Source organism: Salinibacterium sp. dk2585, from assembly GCF_008001035.1.
GTDB lineage: Bacteria > Actinomycetota > Actinomycetes > Actinomycetales > Microbacteriaceae > Homoserinimonas.
In genome coordinates, this window is sequence record NZ_CP042856.1 from 1945094 (window position 1) to 1965745 (window position 20652).

A 20652-nucleotide genomic window follows, 5' to 3' on the forward strand; every position below is an offset into this window, starting at 1 on the left:
CTCGTCAGCGCCGCGCAATGAGGCAGTCGGCGCTCTCGCGCGCGGCACGCTCCGCCTCGAGCACGCCCTCAAGCGACATCTCCCGCGGCTCGTGCTCGTCTACCACCCGCTCGACGACATCGAGGATGTCGAGATAGCCGATCGCGCCGGCGTGGAAGGCCTGCACGGCCTGCTCATTCGCCGCATTGAACACCGCGGGATAGGTGCTTCCCGCGCGACCTACGCGCTTCGCGAGCTCGACGGCCGGGAACGCGACCGAATCGAGCGGCTCGAAGGTCCACTGCTGCGCCATCGTCCAGTCGAGTGGCACGCCGACCCCAGGCACGCGGTGCGGCCAGTCGAGGCCGAGCGAGATCGGCAGCCTCATGTCGGGCGGCGAGGCCTGGGCGATCGTCGAGCCGTCGACGAACTCGACCATGGAGTGCACGATCGACTGCGGATGCACCGTCACCTCGATGTCATCGAAGGGCACGTCGAACAGGAGGTGCGCCTCGATCACCTCGAGCCCCTTGTTGACAAGGGTCGACGAGTTCGTCGTGACGACGAGCCCCATGTCCCAGGTCGGATGCGCGAGCGCCTCCGCGGGAGTCACCGACGCCAGCTCCTCGCGGGAGCGGCCGCGGAACGGTCCCCCGGATGCCGTCAAGACGAGCCGCCGCACCTCGGCGCGGGTTCCCGAGGCGAGGGCCTGCGCGATCGCGGAGTGCTCGGAGTCAACCGGCACGATCTGGCCCGGTGCCGCGGCATCCGTCACCAGCGACCCGCCCACGATGAGGCTCTCCTTGTTGGCGAGGGCGAGCGAGGCGCCCGAGCGCAGGGCCGCCAGCGTGGGGCCGAGGCCGACCGAACCCGTGATGCCGTTGAGCACGACGTCTGCCTGCACCGACTCCACGAGCCGCACCGAGTCGTCAGCGCCCAGTGCCGTCTGTGACACGCCAAAGCGCCGCGCCTGCTCGGCCAACACCTCCGCGTTGCTGCCGGCCGTCAGACCGACAACCTCGAAGCGCTCGCGATTCGCCGCGATGACATCGAGCGCCTGCACACCGATCGAGCCGGTCGAGCCGAGGATGATGACGCGACGCACTCTGGCCTCCCGGACTGGTTATTGGACGGATGCTAGGTGGTCGCGAGCACGTCGACGACCCACACGAGGGTGTCTGTGCCCGTGATCGACGATGTCGCATCACCGCCGGAACCATAGCCGAGCGAGGGAGGAATGACGATGACGACACGGGACCCGACCGACACGCCGATGAGTCCCTGCGCCACGCCGGGCAGCAACTCCGACAGGGCGACGCGCTCCGGGCGCAGCGCACTCCAGTTCTCCGCGACCGTCAGGCCATTGCGCCAGAGCACGGAACTGTAGCGGATCGTGACATCCGCGCCCGCCCTCACGATGGGGCCGTCGCCCAGCAGCGCCGGAACAGAGACAAGCTCGGTCGGCGCAGGCACGTTGGGCACCGTCACGAGGGGCACGCCGAGCGAATCATCGACCGAGGGGAGGGCCGGGTCGATCTCCTGGGGTTCCCCGTCGGCGACCTCGGGAGCGACCGCGACGATGTCGAAGACGTAGACGAGCGGGTCGTCGGCACCGAGGCCGGGCACGAGCCGTTGGCCCACGGCATCCTCCGGGTGCACGACCGCAGCGACCCGCGAGCCCGCCGTCGAACACAGCAGGGCGCGCCGTACGCCAGGCGTGGCAGAAGTCAGGTCGAGGGGAATGACGGTGTGACCCACACCCGCCGCACCGTATCCCGAGGCTTCAACCGGCTCGCCTGTTGCGCCATTGACGGCGACGAACTCGACCGTGACGAGGGAACCCGGCACCGCGAGGCGGCCATCACCCTCGACGAGGACGAGTCGCTCGGTCGTCAGGGGGCGCAGGGGTGTGTCGAAGGAGACCTCGGGGCGCGAGAAGAGTTCGCCCTCCGCCGATACTCCCAGCGACGCATTCTCTGGCGCGCAGCCGGGGGCGTTCTCGTCAGGCTCGGGAGGGGTCTGGCAGCCTGCGAGCAGGAGCGCAGCTGCCGAGAGCGTCGCCGCGAGGACGAGCCGCCGCGCCCTCACGAGCCCACCACGACAATGCTCGGCTCGTGCCCGACGGGAAAGTTGACGGACGAGGCGATGAAGCATCTGCGCGCCGCCTCCGCGTGTGCCGCGCTGGCGGCCTCCACCATCTCGGCACTCGCGACCGTCACCACCGGCCTGAGGGTGACCGCGGTGAAGGAGCCGCCGCCATCATCCGTCTGCCGCATGGTGCCGACGGCCGCATCCGCGTATGCCGTCACGACGACGCCCGCCGCGGCGGCCACGTGCAGGTAGCTCAGCATGTGGCACTGGCTGAGTGCCGCGAGCAGCATCTCCTCCGGGTTCCAGCGGTTCGCGTCGCCATGGAAGGTGCGGTCAGACGAGCCCTCGATGTCGTGCTTGCCCGCCGCGCTCACGATATGGTCACGGCCGTAGGCGCGGTAGTGACTCGTGCCGGAGCCCCGATTCCCGGTCCACTCGACAGAGACGGCGTAGCGGTGTTCGAGGTTCACACGAACAGCCTACGACGCCGACGACGAGGCGGAAGCGAGGCGCTACTTTCCGTAACGCTGCCGCAGGTCGGCCTTGCGAATCTTGCCGCTCGCAGTGCGGGGAAACTCGTCGACGAAGACCACGCTCTTCGGCACCTTGTAGCGCGCAACCCGCCCCTGAAGGTAGGCGCGCACGGCCTCCTCGCCGAGCTCGCGGCTCGGCCGCAGGCTCACGACCGCCCACGGCACCTCGCCCCATTTGTCATCCGGCACGCCGATGACCGCAACATCGGCGACAGCATCCAGCTCGCGGATCGCCTGCTCCACCTGCGCGGGATAGATGTTCTCGCCGCCGGAGATGATCATGTCCTTGAGTCGGTCGGAGATCGTGAGGAAGCCGTCACCGTCGCGGTAGCCGATGTCGCCCGTGCGGAACCAGGTGCCCTCGGCATAGGCCTCGGCCGTGGCATCCGGCCTGTTCCAGTACTCGCGGATGACGTTGGGGCCAGAGACCTGGATCTCGCCCGGCTCCTCCCCCGCGACCTCGGCGCCGTTCTCGTCGACGATGCGGATGTCGGTGAAGAAGTGGGGAAGGCCCGCGCTGCCCGCCTTCTCACGGCTGCGCGTCGCAGGGATGCTCGTGACCCCGGGAGCAGTCTCGGTCATGCCGTAGCCGCCCGAGAAGGCGAGGCCGCGCTCCTCGTAGGCGTCGATCACCCGGAGGGATACCGCCGAGCCGCCGCAGGTGAGCTGTCGCAGGGAGGAGAGATCGGTCGAGTCCCAGGCGGGGTGCTCGCACAGGAGCTGGTAGGTCGTGGGCACGCCGCTCATGCTTGTGACGCGGTAGTTCTCGATCGCCGCGAGCACCCGGGCCGGGTCGAACCGCGGCTCAAGGACGAGGGTGCCGCCCTTCAGGAGGGTCGGCAGGAGGCCCATGCCGAGCGAGGCGACATGGAACAGCGGGGAGATCATGAGCGCGACTTCGTCACTGCGGTAGTCGTAGTCGACGAGCACGTTGAGGGCGTTCCACGTGAGGTTGCCGTGCGTGAGGAGCGCGCCCTTCGGGTTGCCCGTCGTGCCGGAGGTGTAGAGGATCATCGCGGGATCGTCGAGCGAGACGGGAACGTCGATGTGCTCGGGCGTTGCGGCCTCGATGACCGACTCGAACTCCTCGACGACCACTCGCTCGGGCTCCCCCGTCGCGTCGCCCGCGGCCTCATCGATCGTCGGCAGTGAGGCGGTGATCGGGGTGCCGAGGCCGTTGTCGTCCACCGTGATGCGATGCGTCACGGGCGAGGACGCGACGCCCACGGCCGCGACCGCCTCGAGAGTCTGGGGGTGCACGAGGATCGTGCTGCCCGAGTCATTCAGGCCGAAGCACAGTTCAGGGGCAGCGAGACGCGCGTTGAGCGGAACGAAGACGCCGCCGAGGAGGGTCGTCGCGAAGAGGGTCTCGAGGAAAGCAAGGTGGTTCTCCCCGAAGTAGGCCACGCGGTCGCCACGATTGACCCCGCGCTCGCGGAGCGCAATCGTGAGCCGCTCGACCCGTGCGTTCAACTCGAGGTAGGTCGTGGTGTGACCGGCGAAGATGATCGCCGGCTTGTCACCGGACTTGTCCCGGCGCCGCAGCAACCACGAGCCGATCCCCTGATTCAGCATTGAATCCCACCCTTCGGGCATGGCGTATTCCGCCCCGCGCGCTCACGCCCCGACCGCCATGGTCGGAATTCACACGGTATTTTCAATCATTGACTTTGTCAACTAAAGGCGGCTCCCGCAGCTGGACCCTCCCGGTCGTGCCGTCGGAGTCAAGGGCCCAGGCGCCTCCGGGACGAGCCGACAGCGGCGGGGGAAGGAGGGCCTGGCCGGAGACGAGGCGGAACTCGGAAACCGTGCATCGGTCGAACAGCACGGTGCCTTTCACACGAGCGCTCGGGAACGCTGACCATGCCGCCTGCCATTCCGCAGGATCCCCGAGGGCAAGCGGATGCTTGCCCTGCGCCCAGAGGGCTGCCGCCTCCTGGGGGGAGCACAGGGCACGCCCGGCCGCTCGCGCCAGTCTCGCGATTGCCGACCGTCGCGTCGTGATCACCGCGGCTACCCCACCGACCTCCCCGAGCTCGCATGGCGCGCGCGTGCGAGACGGCCGCGTGGCCTGCGCACTGGGCGCGAGGGCAAGCTGCACCTGCGCACCACGCCAGCGTCCACGCCCCGCCGGTGCCGAGCCGTCGTGATCGGCACCGTCGCCGCCCGCCATGACGTGCTCCTGCCGCGACGGGAGTCGCAGGAGCAACCGGGAGTCGAAGAGCGGCGCGAGGGACTGGATCGCGGAAGTCAGCCGCTGCGCCGCGACGGCACAGTGCGTCCCCGTCGCTGAGCCGTCGCGCAGCGCCATGGCCACAAGCTCGAGGAAGGCGGCCGCATGGCTGTCTGGAAAGCGGGCCACGAGCCCGTCGAGGTCGTCGATCACGAGGACCCGGTCCCCCTCGCCGCGGTGGTCCGCTGCCCCATCCCGGAGCGCGCTGAGTTGGTCCCACGCGGCTTCGACGTCGGACCCGATGCGCACGACCCGGAGTCCGGACTCCCTCGCGCCCGCGGCCAGGGCGGCGAGCGCCGCCGACTTTCCCGAGCCTCGCCCTCCGAGCACGAGCAGGTTGCCATGCTCAGCGGGACGCCACTCCGCGATGGGCTGGCGTTGCTCCTCCGGCAGGTCTGCGAGCCCGAACGGGATGGCCAGACCTGTCGAAGTGGTGGCTCCCTGCCTCATCGCCACATCGGCCCACAGGATGCGCGCGGGGAGCGGAGGCAGCCACGGCCTGCGTGGCCGCGCCGCTCCCACCCACTGCTCACTGAGGCTGCGCACGAGGTCCTGCGACGCGAGCGCCACCTGCGTGAGCACCGGGTCACCGCCCGCAACGCTCACAAGGCATCGGCCAACCGGATGACGCGGCAGCGACGCGGCGGCATCCGTGCCGATCACGGCCACGCTGTCCTGGCTGTTGTTGACCCGGAGCGACAACCGCAGGGCGCAGTTGGCCATGATCGCATCGCGTACGACGCCGCCCGGCCGCTGCGTGCACAGGATCAGGTGCACCCCGAGGGAGCGCCCACGCGCGGCGATGTCCGCGAACACTGGCTGGAGTTCGGGAAAGTCGGCGACCATGGCGGCGAACTCGTCGACAACGACGACAAGGCGCGGCAGCCCGACCCCGGGGGCGAGCTCGTCGATCGACCGGGCGCCCGTGCGCGCCAGCACGTGTTCGCGGTGCCTCACCTCGGCCCTCAGGCTCTGGAGGGCACGTTCGGCGGCCGCGTGGTCGAGGTCCGTGAGCAGGCCCACGCTGTGTGGCAGCGCGTCGACGTCCACGAAGCTGGAGCCGCCCTTGAAATCGACGAGCAGGAAGGTGACCTCCTCCGGCGAACGATGGCGCGCCATCGACAGGATCCACCCGATGAGCAACTCGCTCTTGCCGCTGCCTGTCGTGCCACCCACGACCGCATGCGGGCCATCCGCGACCAGGTCGATCGTGACACCGCCCGTCGCGCCCATGAGGAACGTCGCCGCGAGCGACCCTCGCCCGGTGCCGGGAGTCGACGTCGCCGTTGCTGTTGCCGCTTCCCACAGCGCAGCGAGTTCGACGGAATCCGGCACCGCTCCTCCGCCGACCGAGAGGCCCTCCTCCACGGCGGCCGCCATGAGCGTCGCGGCGAAGCGCGCGGCATCGACCGCCGAGACGAAGTCGGCCCTTAGGCTGCGCGGCACGAGGGGCACCCCGTCGGCGTTCGAGACTCCGAGCTGCGGATGCCGCAGCATCCGGAGCTCGCCGCCCGAGACCTCGACGCCGACGCGGCATTCGCGCGGAAGCTGCTCGATCGAGTCGGCGACGACGACGGGAACGCGGATGGGCGCGTCGCCGGGCCGCTCCGAGGAGCCGAGGAAATCGAGCCGCAGCCCGTCGTGGTCATCGCTCGCGACGAAATGCGGGAGGGCACGGTGCCACGCCTCGAAACCACCACGGAGCTCGAAGTGCGACGGCGGCAGCGAATCGGCCAACTGCACGGCGACCGCGCGCGCAACCGCGAGGGCCGGCACACGAGAGCCACAGATGCCGATGCCAAGCCGCGCATCAACCGAGACCGGCGCACCCTGCAGCCGCGCGGCCTCCTCGCGGAGCGATGCGAGCGCTAGTTTGCCCTCATCGTTCGGGTCGCGTGCCCTGTCACGCCGCCGGCGCAGCCTCCCTCGCTCGACTCGCGCGTGCTGCGGCCCCGCAGTCAAGCCCGGGGACTCACCCGTCACGCGGATGCCGCTCGCCCGTTCCCCGAAACCAAGGACGACGGGCACGTCCCCCGTGGCCAGACGCCAGCGCTCGGCGTCATGCAGCGCGGCAGGAAGCAGCGAACTCGCGGCACGCAGGCTTCGCCGCAGGCCATCGCGGAGCCTGTCGTGCTCGACCAGGATGCGCTGGCTCGTCGCCGCGACATCCGCTTCGAATCGACGCAACTCCCGGCGAAGTCGCCGCCGGCCCTGCACCCGCGCATCGACGAGGCTGCCGAGCGCCACGAGGGGCCCCAGCACGGCGAACATGAGAGCGAAGGGCGAGCGTGTGAAGAACCAGAGCGCGAGCGAGGCGACGACAGGAGCAAGTGTCGCGAGCACCGGGAAGGTGTAGGGCTCGGGAGGCTGCGGCGGGCGCGGCAGGGCAATATCTCGGGGTTCGATCACCCCACGAGCACAGCAGTCGCGTCGGCGCTCGAGGACCCGCTCGGGGCAGCTCGTGGAGCGGAGCCGCGGATGCGCGTAGTGGAGGAGCGAATCAGCTCACGACGAAAAACTGCTCGCCGATCTCGACGCGGCTGCCGCGCACGACCCGGTAGCGCTTGTCTGCCTCGCAGCGCCGCGGGTCGGCATCCGGTTCCTTGAGCACGGTGCCGTTGCCGGAGAAGCGGTCCTTGATCCAGAAGACCCCCGCCTCCTGGCCGAACTCGAGGTGCGTCTTCGACACCGAGCGCCCCGTATCGAGCACGCGGACGAGCTGGTCGAAGAACTCCCCCGGCTCGGGGCGCGGATTGCGGCCCACGAGGCCGGTGCCATAGACGGTCACGCTCTCGCCCGTGCTGAACTGCAGCACGAATCGCTCCCCGCCTCGGCGGTGCACGATGCGGGTCGCCTCGACGTCTTCATCGTCCGTGTCGGACGGGACTGCCGGTCGCCGGGATGCCACGGGGCTCACCTGGGGAGGAGCGACAGGAGGGCTCGAGACGATCGGGGCCGGTTCCTCACCAGGCGACGGGACGGTTGGAGCCACCGGGCTCGCGTCCTCGGGCGGCCGGGCAGAGGAGCGTTCCGCATCCGCAGCACTCGCGGGAGCCGAGCTCTCCTCCACGGGCGGCGACGGCACGGCATCCTCCACCTGCTTTGGCGGCGCACCGGGCGGCGACTGCACGAAGACCGGCATGGTCGGGAGAGGAATCGCAGCGGCTGCTGCGCCGGGAGCCACGAGTTGGGGTGAGGTGCTGGGCGGCGCGCTCGGGGCAGCTGGCGCCTGCTCGGCGCGACGCGTGTCGATGACCCCCGTGAAGGCGGCGGTCACGGACTTCGAGACAGAGCCGCATTCCCCACAGAAGATGTCGCCGGGGCCCATCTGGCTGCCGCACTGCTGGCAGGTGAGCGGGTTCCTTACGACGGGCGTGGAAGCGGGGGCCTTCGGCTCGGGTCGGGCATCGCCCGTCACCTCGTCGGGTGCCGCCTGGGTCGCAGCATCCGCGGCCGCCGATGCGGCATCGACGGCCGCATCCGCCTCGGCGGTGAGGGACCACCCCTGACTCTCGGATGCGGCGTCACGCTGGGGCGTGGGCGGCGGCGGCACGAGGCCGTCTTCTCCTGTGGGCGTCACCGACTGCACGGCGGGAGCCTGAGCCGATCTTTCGGCCACCGGCGGCGGCGTGATCGTGTCAGCGGGGGCGCTGACACGGCGGCCACACTCGCCACAGAAGATCGCCCCGCGCGGCAGCGCGGTGCCGCAGTGATTGCACGTCATGTGGGGCGTCTCTCTCGGGAAAACAACTCCTTGAGACTATAGCCAGCGAGCGATCGGAGCGAGATGGTCGCCTTGAGCCGCTCCCAGCGGGTGCGGGACGAGGCGATCCCCTCCTCGAGGTCGCGGACCGCGAGCCACACCTGCCTCGCTTCGTCGTCGTCCACTCGCTCGGGCGCGAACACGGCACGGTCGGCGACGGATGCCAGCACCAGCGGCTGCACTCCGCCGACGACCTCGGCCACCTCGCTGCGGGTCGCGGCCTTCGGCACGGCATAGCCGTAGTCGACGACGATGTCCTCGAACTCGCGCCAGCCGCCGCTGACGCGCGCCGCGGCGGATGCGGCCCGGTGGCGCAGGTACCGGCGGCGTGCCTTCGCCATGAGGACGGCGAGGAATGGGGAGAGCAGGATGAGCAGGATGCCAGCGACCCACGCGAGCACCTTGAGCGCGGCGAGGAGGACGGCCATGAGGGGGTCCTCGGCGGGGTCGTCGTCGGGGTTGGCCTCGAGGGGCACCTGGTCGCGGCGCGGGTCTGGTTCGACGGCGGGCGGTGGCACGGGACTCTGCGGCCGCGCGACGACGGCCGGCTCCTCTGGCTCCTCGTCCGGGATCTCCCGCACGGGCGGCGTCGGATCAATCGCGACCCAGCCGTACTGGGCGGTGTCGACCTCGATCCAGGCCGAGACATCCGAGCCCCGCACGATGGTCGCGTCCTCGCCGCTCCCCTCGGGGGCGAAGCCGAAGACGACCCGCGACGGGAAGCCGATGGCGCGGGCCATGAGCGCGGCCGCGACGGAGTACTGCTCCTCGTCGCCGATCATGCGCGGCTCGGCGAGGAGTTCCTGGATGCGGTCGACGCCGTGACCGGACCTGCTGAACGGTTCATCGTCGGCGACACCGTGGCTCACATAGCCCTCCGCCGCGAGGGCGTCGAGCATGGCGTCGAGTCGCGCGCCGGCCGACTCGGCATCGCGTACCCAGTTGTCGAGCACGACCGTCAGCTCTTCCGGTACGACGGCCGCCTCGGGCACGGCTGCCGTGCCCGGCGTGAGGCGGCTGAGGTCATCGGGCTCGCCCGGCAGCCGGACAGCAAGCTGGTAGCGGTCACCGGTATCCAGCCCCTCGAGCACAACCCCCGAGCGTCCCGTCTCATTGAAGAAGAAGGAGTCGCGCAGTCCGGCCGCGTTGCTTCCGCCGAACTCGATCGAGGTGAGCAGGCCGACGGTGGGAACCCAGATGCCCCGATACCCGCTGACTTGCACATCCACGCTCGCCGCCTCACCCGTCGAGGCGTCTCGCGGGATCGCCGTGGGGAGCCGCGTGAAGGAGCCGGACTCGCTCGTCACGGCATCGCTTCCGACGCTGAAGACGACACCGTCGTAGGTGTCGAGGGTCGCGAGGCGGATGCGCGCGCCCTCCGGCAGGTTCGTGACGGAGAACATGGCCGAGTCGGCGAGCGCCGGCTGGTGGTACTTGCGGAGCGCGCTGAGCGGGCTCGCGTGTGCCCGCGGGTCGAAGGGACGCTCGACGATGTCGCGGAACACCGCGCGCTCCCCCTCGGGAGACGAGACGGCGGCCGAGGTGCCGCCGATGGTGACGGCGAGGGCGGAGATGACGATGGCGGATGCCGCGGTGCGCAGTGCTGCGAGGGTCTCGAGTGAGCCGCTTCCCCGCGTCGTTGAGGAGGCGAGCGCGCGGATGCCCTCGCGGCGTCGGTACCATCGCCGCCAACTCAGCCAGCCGAGCACGACGACGAGGTAGAGGAGTGTCAAGGCGACCGCTGCGGGGGCAGTTCGTGGGCCGAAGGCGAGGCCGAGCACGAGCACGAGGGTCGGCGCGAGCGCGGCGAACTCTCCCCACTCGAACCTGACGGCGACCGTCACCGCGATGACGACCGTGACGAGGAGGATCAGGAAGGCCGGCACGAGGAGCGACTGGTATGCCCCGACCGGCAGTGCGATCGTGAGGATCTGCCTCCAGCCCAGGGCCGCGGCCCTCACGAGTTCGAGCAGCCCCTCCCCCGTCGGAAGGACGCCGAAGAGCGCGCTCGAGGGAATCGCGACGGGCACTCCCAGTAGGAGATATGCGAGCACTGTCGCCACCACGAGCACGGGGCCGGGCCACCGGAATCGCGCCCCGAGGAGCGCGATGACAGTCGCGGCGAGGATCGTGACCGCCGCCATGATGAGGAACTGCTGGTGCTGGTAGATCGGCCAGAATGCCGCCGCGGCGATGACCGTCGCAAGGATGGCGAAGGTCGTCGACGTCGCGACGAATGCTGTCGAGTTCTGGCCGCGCTTCATCATGCTGCCGCCGACCTCGCAAGGCTGCGTTTGAGGTCTTCCAGGTATCCGATCGTCAGCACACTGAGTCCCGGCACCCGCCGAAGCCCGGGGACGGTCTCGGGGTCGCAGACGATCGCCACGACCTCGACCCCCGGCGGGAACCGTGTCGACGCAGTGCGAAGCTCACCCGGCGTGGGCACAGAACCGCAGATCAGGAATGCGACAGACACGCCCGCGACCTGGTCGGCGGCGACGCGCGCGATGTCGACAAGGCCGAGGGATGCCGCGTCCCGCTCGACGAGGGCGAGGTCATCGAGCAGGCGCCCCGGGTTGAGGGTACTGAGCGAGCGCACCGCGAAGACCTTCTGTTTGGCGAACTCAGGGGTCGTGGCCCCAACGACGACCGAGATGTTGCGCACGTCGCGGATGGCACGGATGCCGAGCGAACCCGCGACACTCACGGCCATCTCGAACTCCTCATCGTTGGCGTAGTCGCGCTCGGCGAGGCTGAGGGCGATGACGAGGTGACTTCGGCGAGTCTCCTCGAACTGCCGCACCATGTGCGTTCCGGTCTTGGCCGTGCTCTTCCAGTGGATGTAGCGCCGCTCATCCCCCGGCGCGTATTCGCGAAGTGCGTGGAACGATACGTCGCTGTTCGTAACGTCCCGAGTGGGGTTGCCCTCGAGGTCGCGGATCATGCCCGTGCTCGTGCTCGGGATCGCGGTGGTGCGCGGATGCACATAGAGCTCATGCACATCGGTCCACGAGATCTCGCGGCGCACGAGCCCGATGGGGTCTGCGCGCACGGTGCGCACGGGGCCCACGGGAAGCCTTCCCCGGCGGGCGGTTGGGATCGCGAACTTGTGCTCGAAGCGCTCGCCCGACGACAGGCCGGGGAGGGCGAACTCGGCGAGCCCGGGGCCAATCGGCACCTCCGCCTTGACACCGAACGCTCGGCGGCGACTGGGGTTGTCGATCGTGAGGCGCGCGGAGGCGGGGTCGCCGACCACGACGCGGCTGTGCGGAATCGAGAGCTCGATCGTGAAGGCGTTGCGGCCGACGAGGTAGATGACGGCGATCAGCACGAGCACGAGCGCGCTGTAGGCGACCGCGAGCAGTTCGGGCCATCGGAGCACGTGGCCGAAGACGAAGGCTGCAACCGTCACGATCGCGAGGCTCCACCCGAGCGGCGTCACGACGGCGCCCACGCGGGCGGCGATTGCGCCGATCCATCCGCTCACGCTCCTGAGGGCACGCACGACCACGACAATGAGGTCGGCGAGGATGCCGTCGCGGTTGCCCACGAGTCGCGAGCGGGTATTGGTCACCGTGTTGGCGGTCGTGCCGAGCCCCTCGGGGCGTCGTGTCGCGCTCGTGACACTCGTGCGCGTCCTTGCGCGCGCGGCACTCCGCGTCAGCGCGGTGCGCGACGCCCCCGGCTTGAGCGCGCCGGGACGCGTCGCGGGCCGGGACTCGTCGCTCGCTCGGCGTCCGGGCGTCACACGGCCTGCCTGTCGCTGGGTGGCGAGGTCTCCATGAGGATCTGGCTCATGACACTCGAGGGGGTGACCCCGTCGAACTCGGCTTCGGGGTCGAGCACGAGTCGGTGCGCGAGCACGGGCTCGGCGAGTGCCTTGATGTCATCGGGGATCACGTAGTGCCTCGCTGCGGCGGCCGCGAGCGTCTTCGCGGCACGGATGAGCGCGAGGGCGCCGCGCACGCTCGCGCCGAGCCGCACCTCGTCGGCCGAGCGGGTGGCGTCGACGAGGCGCGAGACGTAGTCGTTGACGGACGGGTCGACGTGCACCGTGCGGGCGAGCGCCGCCATCTCGACGATCGTCGCGGCGGGAACTATGGCAGGCACGACCGTGTCGTGCGCCTTGACGCCGGCCCCCTCGAGGATGCGAAGCGTCGAGGCGTGGTCTGGGTAGCCGATCGAGGTCTTCATGAGGAAGCGGTCAAGCTGCGCTTCCGGCAGTCGGTAGGTGCCCGCCTGCTCGACGGGGTTCTGCGTCGCGATGACCATGAAGGGCGCGCCGACCGGATGCGTGACGCCGTCGACGGTGACGCGTCCCTCCTCCATGACCTCGAGGAGTGCCGCCTGGGTCTTCGGGCTCGCCCGGTTGATCTCGTCGGCCAGCACGATGTTGGCGAAGATGGGCCCCCGGTGGAACTCGAAGTCGCCTGAGCGCTGGTCGTAGATGCTCACGCCCGTGATGTCACCGGGGAGGAGGTCGGGCGTGAACTGCACCCGGTTGCTGCTGCCCTGCACACTCTGCGCGATCGCGCGGGCCAGGGAGGTCTTGCCCGTGCCGGGGAAGTCCTCGAGCAGGAGGTGGCCCTCGCTGAGGAGCGAGGTGAAGGAGAGCTTGATCACGAAGGTCTTGCCGAGCAGCACCTGCTCGACGTTGGAGACGAGCCGATTGAAGATGTCGGAGAACCAGGCGGCCTGCTCGGGTGTCATTGTCATGCTGTTGCCTCTCGTCGTGCCGTGGTCACTCGCGCCGTACTCGATGTCATTCTTGGCTGTCTCCCGGCTCGGTCGCCGGGGGCGGCACCTCGCACTGGGTCTCCCCATATTCTGGGTCCTGGTAGCCGCCGACCGTTGCCCTGATGCGCAGTGCCGTCGAGTTCTCGGGCACGACCATCTCGGGTGTCCAGGTCTGCCATGCTCCCAGCCAGATGCCTGCCGGTGTGCGGAACTGCACACGGTAGCTCGGCGCGCCGAAGCCCGCCACGTTGGCCGGCGGGTTAGGTGTGAAGGCCTCGCCCGCGATGCAGCTGAGCACGCTCGCTCGCGTTGCAACGGGCGTCAGCTGCTGCGGTGCGGATGCCGCGCCACACAGGTCTGCGCTGCCATCCCTGCAGGCCCTCACCTGCACGGTGACAGGCTGCCCGTAGACGGTGGAGAGGGCGGGCGAGGTCACGAAGTCGCCGCGGGCAACCGGGCGCCAGGCCCCGTTGCCGCCGATCATGACCTCGTAGCGGGCCGCAGGACGAAGCGCCGACAGGGTGCGCACGCGCACGTCGTAGTACCCGCCCGTCGAGTGCTCGATCACGAGGTCGACGGCGGCCTGTCCCGGCTCTCGCTTGCTTTCGACCGCACCCGAGACACTCACGGTGCAGAAGAGCCGGTTGTCGGAGTAGACGACGTAGGTGTACTCGACGCCATCGATCGCGCTCGTGTCGACCCATCCGCTCGCGACGTCCGCCGCGATGCGTCCCGGGTAGGCGCCCGGTGTGCACGTCGCGGGCGGCGCACTGCCGCCGCTGAAGCGCGCGACGTGATAGCTGCCGGCGCGAGCACCGTTCCAGCCGGCGCCGCTCCAGGTCACGGCGATGTGTCCCTCGGTGCCGGTGAGCCGCGCCGAGACGGGCACGGCGGGTGGTGCGCCGACGGCGGTGACGGCGACGGGTGAGGAGTGGTTCCACTCCTCCGTCGTCGCCTGGGCGCCGTTCCGAGCAAAGACGATGACCTGGTAGGCCTGCCCCGCCTGCACGAGCCCGCCAACCGTCGTCGTGAGGCTCGTGGATGTCGTCGCGATGTCGGTCTGGCCGACGCCCGGCCCCGAGATGCGCACCGTGTAGCCGGAGACGGGAGTCCCGGGCGACGGGTCGGGCACCCGGGACCAGGAGATCGCGAGTTCACCCTCGGCGCCGCCGCTCGCGCGGGCCGTGACATCCGTCGGTGCCGCTGGCAGGTAGTCGACCCGCAGTGGCACGCTCGCGGGACTCGCCTCGGAGGCACCGAGGGAGTTCGTCGCGATGACCCGGAACTCGTAGGAGGCGCCGACCCGCAGATCGCTCAGGGAGCACAGCTGCTCCAGGCCGCAGTTCTTGCGATAGCCGCCGTTGCTGTCGCTCACGACCTCGAATGACGTGATGGGCGAGTTGTTGAAGGCGGGCGGCGTGATGCGCAGCGTCAACACGCCGTTGGTGTGACCGCCCGCGCGACTGGGAGCCACCGGCGTATCGGGCACGTCCTGCACCGAGATCGTGACCGTGCCCCACATGTACCGGCTCGGGTCACCCGTGGCGTCCGCGACCTGGTACTGCAGTTGCGTGTCTGTCGGGGCCGCAGACTCCGACACCGATACCGTGAGGCGGCTGCGGTCGGCGCTCGGCACGACCGAGACGCCCTCGGGGAGCGTTCCGCCGTCGAGGCCCCGGATCGCGACGACCGAGAGGGGTTGGCCCGGGAAGGGGTTCGCCGCGGCATCGTTCGCGAGCACGTCAATCGTCGTCGTCTCACCACGCGGTGTCACGGCCCTGTCCGGTGCCGGCCTGGCGAGTGGCCGGGTCGAGGCCACGACGCGCAGGGTGATCGTGCCCGCCTGGCCCTCGCTCAACTCATCGCGCACGCCGAGCGTGATCGCCGTCTGGCTGCCCTTCGCCGCGGCTGGGTCCGCACGCAGCGTGAGCGTGCTGCCCGTGAGCGTGTAGCTGAAGTCTCGCGGGAGCGGCTCCAGCACGCGGTAGGCGAGCTCGTCGATGTCGTCGGGGTGCGGGTAGTTCGTGAGCCGCAGGAGGTCGAGCGACCTCTCCTCGGCCGGCTCGAACTCGATCGTGCCGCCCGCGAACACGGGCGGCTGGTTCTCGCGCGGGGTCACCCGGATCGGCAGCACGAGGGTCGCGGTGCGCGCCCCCGCGGCGTTCGCGGTCGCCCCGTCGGTGACCTCGAAGGAGATCGAGGCGGGACCGAAGTACTTGTCGGCCGAGGTGAACACGAGGGTGTCGTCGTCGACGACGAGGGGATCGCCGTTCGAGTTGCTTGCCCGCACGGTCGTGCGGTCGGTGAGGCGCACGCTCTTGCCGCCGACCGCGATGACGTGGTCGTTGATGTCGATCACCAGGCGCGACTCACTCGCAACAGTGAGGGGCTTCGCCCGGCGGTCGAGCTGCGGGAGGGCGTCGTCGAGCCCCGGCACCCGAATGAAGGCGTAGGAGATGACCTCGGGATCGTCGGGATGCACGACCGAGAAGGGGATGATCTGCCGCCGCTCCGTGATCGTGACCGTCACGTCACCGTCGTCGGTCACGACCGCGTTCTCACTGAAGCGCTCGAGCAGGCGCACGGCCAGGGTGTTGGTCGGGCCGTCGGCGAAGAAGACGTTCTGGAGCACATCCACCGTGATCGTCTCCCGCTCGAGGATGTCCGAGAGCGTCAGCACCGTGTCGTTCGCGATGGGGTATGCGAGGGGGGCCTCCGGGTCGACCATGACCGTGATGAACGCCGAGCTCGTGCCGCCAAAGCCGTTCTCGACCTCGTAGACCAGCCCGTACTGTCCCTGCTCCTCCGGCACATCGATCACGACGATCTCGCCGTCGATCTCTGCGCTGATCTCCGGGGTGTTCGGCACCACGGAGGTGATCGTGAGGGTGCCGCCATCCGGGTCGATGTCATTCGCGAGCACCTGCACCGAGACCGAGCCACCGGGCCTCGTGACGACCTCGTCGGCTGTCGCGACCGGATTGCGTGCCTCCTGGAGGGGCGGGCTGATGCCCACTCGCACCTTGCCGGTTGAGCGTGCGCCGAGACTGTCCATGACCGTGTAGGTGAAGGTGTCGGTGCCGGCCGAGTAGCCGCCAGCCTCGTACTCGATCGTGTCGGTGCCGACATCCGTCACCGCGCCCTTCTCGGGGGCGGAGTCGAGGCCGAGGAGCTGCACGGAGTCGCCATCCGGGTCGATGCCTGTGAGGGGCACGCGGATGCTCACGGTGCCGCCGGCCGTCACCCTCGCGGTGAGCGTGCTCGGCGTCGGTGCGCCATTCGTCGCCTCGACGACCTCCCGCACGGCGATTCGCACCTGCGCCTGCGAGGTCTGCCCGTCGGGACCCATGACGGCGTAGACGGCCGTGAAGTCACCCGTCTGCTCCGGCGCGAGATAGCGCAGCCGGTCACCGGAGGCGAAGAGGAGGCCGGACCCGGATGCCCGCTCGACGAGTTCCGGACTGAGGGTGAGTGGTTCGCCATCCGGGTGGATGTCATTGGCGAGCACGGGGATGTCGATCGTGTCGCCAACCCGCACGGTCACGCTGTCATCCGTCGCGACGGGCGCCTGCAACTGCGCAGGGGGGATCTCAATGACCGTGATGGTGCCTGCCGCCTCCGCGAGGCCGTTGGTGATGCGGTAGTCGACCGTGACGGGCCCCGAGTCGAGGGGTGCCTCGAGGCTGATCCTCACGGAACGTTGCTCGAGCACCTGGGCGCGCACGCCGGGCGCCTGCTCGGTCGACACCGAGGTGACCATGAGCACTCCCCCGGCGGGGTCGATGTCGATCGAGGCGACATCGATCGTCTGCTCACTGAGCGTCTTGACGAAGACCGTTTTTGGCACGGTGATGGGGGTTGAGTTGGCGTCGGGCGGCGCCTCGACATCGATGCGCACGAGTCCCGTGACCGTCTGGCTGCCGTCCGTGACGACGTACTCGACATAGAAGGTGCGCACCTGGTCACTCGTGAAGCGGAAGGTGCCGCTCTCGAGGTTGGGCGTGATGGTCGCTCCCGTGCGGGAAGGAACCGCGCTCAGGCGCACCGTGCCCGTCCCACCGCGAACGTGCTCAAGCGGGCGGACCCGCACCTCACCACCCGCGTAGCTGCGCACGGCGAAGGGGTCGGCGATGATCGGGACCTCGCCTGCGGGGTTGACAGTGACGGAGAGTGACCCTGCGCCCCGCGCCGTGCCATCCGTCACCGAGACCGCGACCGTGCGAAGCGTCGCCGCCGCGCCGCCCTCCTGGAAGACGACCGCGCCCTCCGGCTTGTAGCTGACGCTGTCGGGGTCGGCGGTCGAGGCACCCGCGAGGTAGATGACATCGCCATCGGGGTCGACCCAGTCGCCGAGGATGTTGGCGGTCACCCTTCCGCCCTGCGCGACGCTGCTGCGAGACTGTCGCACCTGCTCGGGTGGCCCGTTCTCGCCCGGGGCACGGACCTCGACCGTCACGGTCGCCGAGGCGGAACCGCCCCTGCCGTCGGTGATCGTGTAAGGGAAAGACAGTGAGCCCTGCGCGGTCGGGTTCAGGGTCAGCTGCACCTGCTGGCCGTCGCGCACGATGTCGAGTTGGCCCACGGACTCATCGATCGCACCGACCTCCGACACGACCAGCACGTCACCATTGGCGTCATAGTCGTTCAGGAGCACGGGCAGCACGGTCGGGCGACCGGGCCTCGCCCCGAAGAGGTCATCGCTTGCAACGGGCGGAACCTGGGTCTTCTCGAACTCGGGCGGGGAATCGAGGTCGTTCTGCTCGACCTGCTCCTGGTTCTCCTCGACCTCGATCAACTCGCTCCAGTTGTCGATCAGCTCGCCGCCCGCCTGCACCGCCCAGGTGCGCCCGGAATGCGGTTCGTTGAGCACGACACGGTCACCATTCACTGCGAACTCGAGGCGCGCCGCGGCCGCGTCTGCCCCAGCGAGCTGCAGCTCGACGGCTGCCGAACCGCCGCAGTCGCGCCAGGCCAGTCCGTCTGCCCACCCCGCGAAGGAGCATCCGCCGACGACGATCGGTGCCGCCGCGGTCGCAGAGCGCTCCGCGACGAGGACCCCGACGGCCCCGTCGAACCCGACCTGGAGAAGACCCTCACTCGTGGCGAGGAGAAGGGTGCCGGATTCGGGCCCGGGCTCCTGAAGGCGCACCCCGTCGCCGGCGTCGACCTCGTCCGAGAGGTCCACGACCGTGCCGTCCATCCACAGAGACCGCGACTCGTAGTCGATGATCGCGACCCGGTCGCCGACGGTCGTGATCGCGACATCCTCACCCTCGGCTTCGAAGTCGATGGCCCGCGTCTCGGCCCCGGAAGTGAGGGCGACCTCGTCGGTCGTGAGATCGACCCGGTAGAGCTGCCCCGTGTCGGCGGAATACGCGTGCAGGTACCCGCCGGGCGCCACCGTGACGGCCGCGTTCGCGCCGAGGCTCAGGAGCGGCTCGGTCGCCGCATCGAAGGAGCCCAGCTCTGCCGAGCTCGTGATCCACACCTCGCCCGTCTCCTGCGCGTAGACGACCGCGGCGTCTCCCGCGAGGAAGATCTGCGGGCCCTCGGTCGGGAGTGCGACGCTGTCGACGACCTCCGACATGGCCGGGTCGACGATGTCGAGGCGGGTGTTGGCCCTGTCGACGAGCAGCACAGTGCTTCCCTGCTGCACGACGTCGATCTCGTTGCCGGAGCTCTCGACGACCGTGTTGAGTAGGCGGATCTCGGTATTGGCGCGACCGATGACCTGTTCCTGGCCGTTCGCGACCCACACCGAGCCGTCGCTGAGGTCGAGCCGCTGGGCCGTGTAGCCCTGCGAGACGAAGGCGACCCCCGCGAGGATCGCCGCGATCACGACGATGCTCGCCACCGTGATCGCCGACGACGCGTTGCGAGTGAACCAGGCCTTGATCATGGCCGTATCGTCGCGCACTTCTGGTTGCTTGGCGCCCCCGCGGCACCGGAACGGTTCACGGTGACCGTGATGCACACCTGCTCACCGGGCTCGCCGGCCACGACGAAGGCGGGGTTGGTCTGCAGGCTGCTGGCGCCATCGGATGTTGCGATCTGGTAGGAGTCGCCCGGCCTGAGGCCGGGATCCGGCCAGGTGAAGAGCACGTCACCCGATCGTTCCCGAGCCTCGATGTCGGTCACGACCGGGGTCGCCGAATTGGCTCGCACGAGGATGTAGACGGCCGTGCCCGCAAGGGCGAGGACGAGGAACGCCGTGACGACGAGCGTCCACGTCAGTACCTTCGCGCCCTTCGTCGGCGGCTGCGCGAGAGAGCCACTCCGGCTCGGTTGCGCGTGTTCGATGGGCACGCTGTCGGATCCCGAACCGGCGGATCCCCTGCGCCGGCGACGGGATCGTCCCGGAGAGCTTCCCGCATCGGCGCCGAGGGCCCGCACCCGTGTGCGGTCCTCGAAGTCGGAGACGGTGCCGAGTGCCCAGTCGTCCATCGCCACCTCGATGGGCGTCTGGGGCAGGCCGAGCTCCGACTCGATCGTCTGCAGCTGGTGCACGAGCTCCAGCACGGTGCGGGGACGGTGCTCGGGGTTACGCGACATGGCTCGCTCAAGCGCCTGCTCAAGTGCGCGCGGCACATCGGGGCGGCCGATCGGCTGGGGCCGTGCCCGACCGATGCGCGCGATGAGGTCTGCGCTCGTGTTCGACTTGCCCTGGATCTCGAATGGCGAGCGCCCTGCGAGGAGCGAATACACCGTTGCGGCGTATGACCACACCTCGGCCGCGACCGAACCCGAGTTCTCGCCGAGCAGCACCTCGGGCGCCGACCACGGGATCGACATCCCGACCGCCTCCTCGGCGTCGGCCCCCGCGAGGGTCGCGGCGATGCCGAAGTCCGAGAGCACGGGATGCCCGTATGCGGTGAGCAGGATGTTGGAGGGCTTGATGTCGCGGTGCAGCACGCCCGCGCGGTGTGCCGTCTCGATCGCACTGCCGATCTTGACGGCGATGCGCAGCACCTCGGCGACCGGGATCGACTCACGGCGGTAGCGCTCGCTGAGCGCCGAGGAGCACATCTCCATCACGAGGTAGGGGCGGCCGTCGGAGGACACGCTCGCCTGGTAGACCGTGAGGATCGACGGATGCGAGCTCAGTTGGGCCATGAGATTGGCCTCGGCCTGGAACATCTGCCGCACGTGGTCGTTGACGACCTCACTCAGGAGCACCTTGACCGCGACCTGGCGCCGCGGCATGTTCTGCTCATAGAGGAAGACATCCGCGAATCCGCCGGAACCGAGGATGTGTACGTGGCTGAAGCCGGGCAGCACGGGCGGCTGTGACGGCAGTCGTCGCGCCATTCAGCCAC

General features: G+C 69.8%; 11 protein-coding genes. All 11 read right to left on the reverse strand.

The features are described from left to right. Positions 1–4: 4 nt before the first annotated feature. The 11 genes from dxr to FVA74_RS09195 all read right to left on the reverse strand — a co-directional run bounded on the left by dxr (position 5) and on the right by FVA74_RS09195 (position 20644). Positions 5–1084: a 1-deoxy-D-xylulose-5-phosphate reductoisomerase gene (gene dxr, locus FVA74_RS09145; protein WP_147721780.1), complete on the reverse strand. Its 1080-nt coding sequence runs from the start codon at positions 1082–1084 to the stop codon at positions 5–7. Positions 1085–1116: 32 nt separating this feature from the next. Next, positions 1117–2067: an FKBP-type peptidyl-prolyl cis-trans isomerase gene (locus tag FVA74_RS09150; RefSeq protein WP_147721782.1), complete on the reverse strand. Its 951-nt coding sequence runs from the start codon at positions 2065–2067 to the stop codon at positions 1117–1119. Next, entirely contained in the window at positions 2064–2540 is a 477-nt protein-coding gene (locus FVA74_RS09155) for an OsmC family protein (protein ID WP_147721784.1), read from the reverse strand. The genes FVA74_RS09150 and FVA74_RS09155 overlap by 4 nt, the downstream gene beginning before the upstream one ends. Before the next feature lie 42 nt (positions 2541–2582). Continuing rightward, complete coding sequence (locus tag FVA74_RS09160) at positions 2583–4178, reverse strand: long-chain fatty acid--CoA ligase (RefSeq protein WP_147721786.1); 1596 nt, start codon at positions 4176–4178, stop codon at positions 2583–2585. An 82-nt stretch (positions 4179–4260) separates the two neighbouring features. Further along, on the reverse strand, positions 4261–7245 hold the full coding sequence (locus tag FVA74_RS09165; protein ID WP_147721788.1) for an FtsK/SpoIIIE domain-containing protein: 2985 nt from the start codon (positions 7243–7245) through the stop codon (positions 4261–4263). A 91-nt stretch (positions 7246–7336) separates the two neighbouring features. Further along, positions 7337–8560, reverse strand: a complete 1224-nt coding sequence (locus FVA74_RS09170; protein ID WP_147721790.1) for an FHA domain-containing protein — start codon at positions 8558–8560, stop codon at positions 7337–7339. Further along, positions 8557–10866, reverse strand: a complete 2310-nt coding sequence (locus FVA74_RS09175; RefSeq protein WP_147721792.1) for a transglutaminase-like domain-containing protein — start codon at positions 10864–10866, stop codon at positions 8557–8559. Before FVA74_RS09175 ends, FVA74_RS09170 begins: the two co-directional genes overlap by 4 nt. Next, positions 10863–12347, reverse strand: a complete 1485-nt coding sequence (locus tag FVA74_RS09180; protein WP_240792187.1) for a DUF58 domain-containing protein — start codon at positions 12345–12347, stop codon at positions 10863–10865. The genes FVA74_RS09175 and FVA74_RS09180 overlap by 4 nt, the downstream gene beginning before the upstream one ends. Beyond that, a complete protein-coding gene (locus FVA74_RS09185) occupies positions 12344–13315 on the reverse strand; it encodes a MoxR family ATPase (RefSeq protein ID WP_147721794.1) in 972 nt (323 codons plus the stop codon). The genes FVA74_RS09180 and FVA74_RS09185 overlap by 4 nt, the downstream gene beginning before the upstream one ends. A 46-nt stretch (positions 13316–13361) precedes the next feature. Further along, positions 13362–19253 (reverse strand): Ig-like domain-containing protein, encoded by a 5892-nt coding sequence (locus FVA74_RS09190; RefSeq protein WP_147721796.1) that lies wholly within the window; start codon positions 19251–19253, stop codon positions 13362–13364. Next, positions 19232–20644 (reverse strand): serine/threonine-protein kinase, encoded by a 1413-nt coding sequence (locus FVA74_RS09195; protein ID WP_147721798.1) that lies wholly within the window; start codon positions 20642–20644, stop codon positions 19232–19234. Before FVA74_RS09195 ends, FVA74_RS09190 begins: the two co-directional genes overlap by 22 nt. Positions 20645–20652 lie beyond the last annotated feature (8 nt).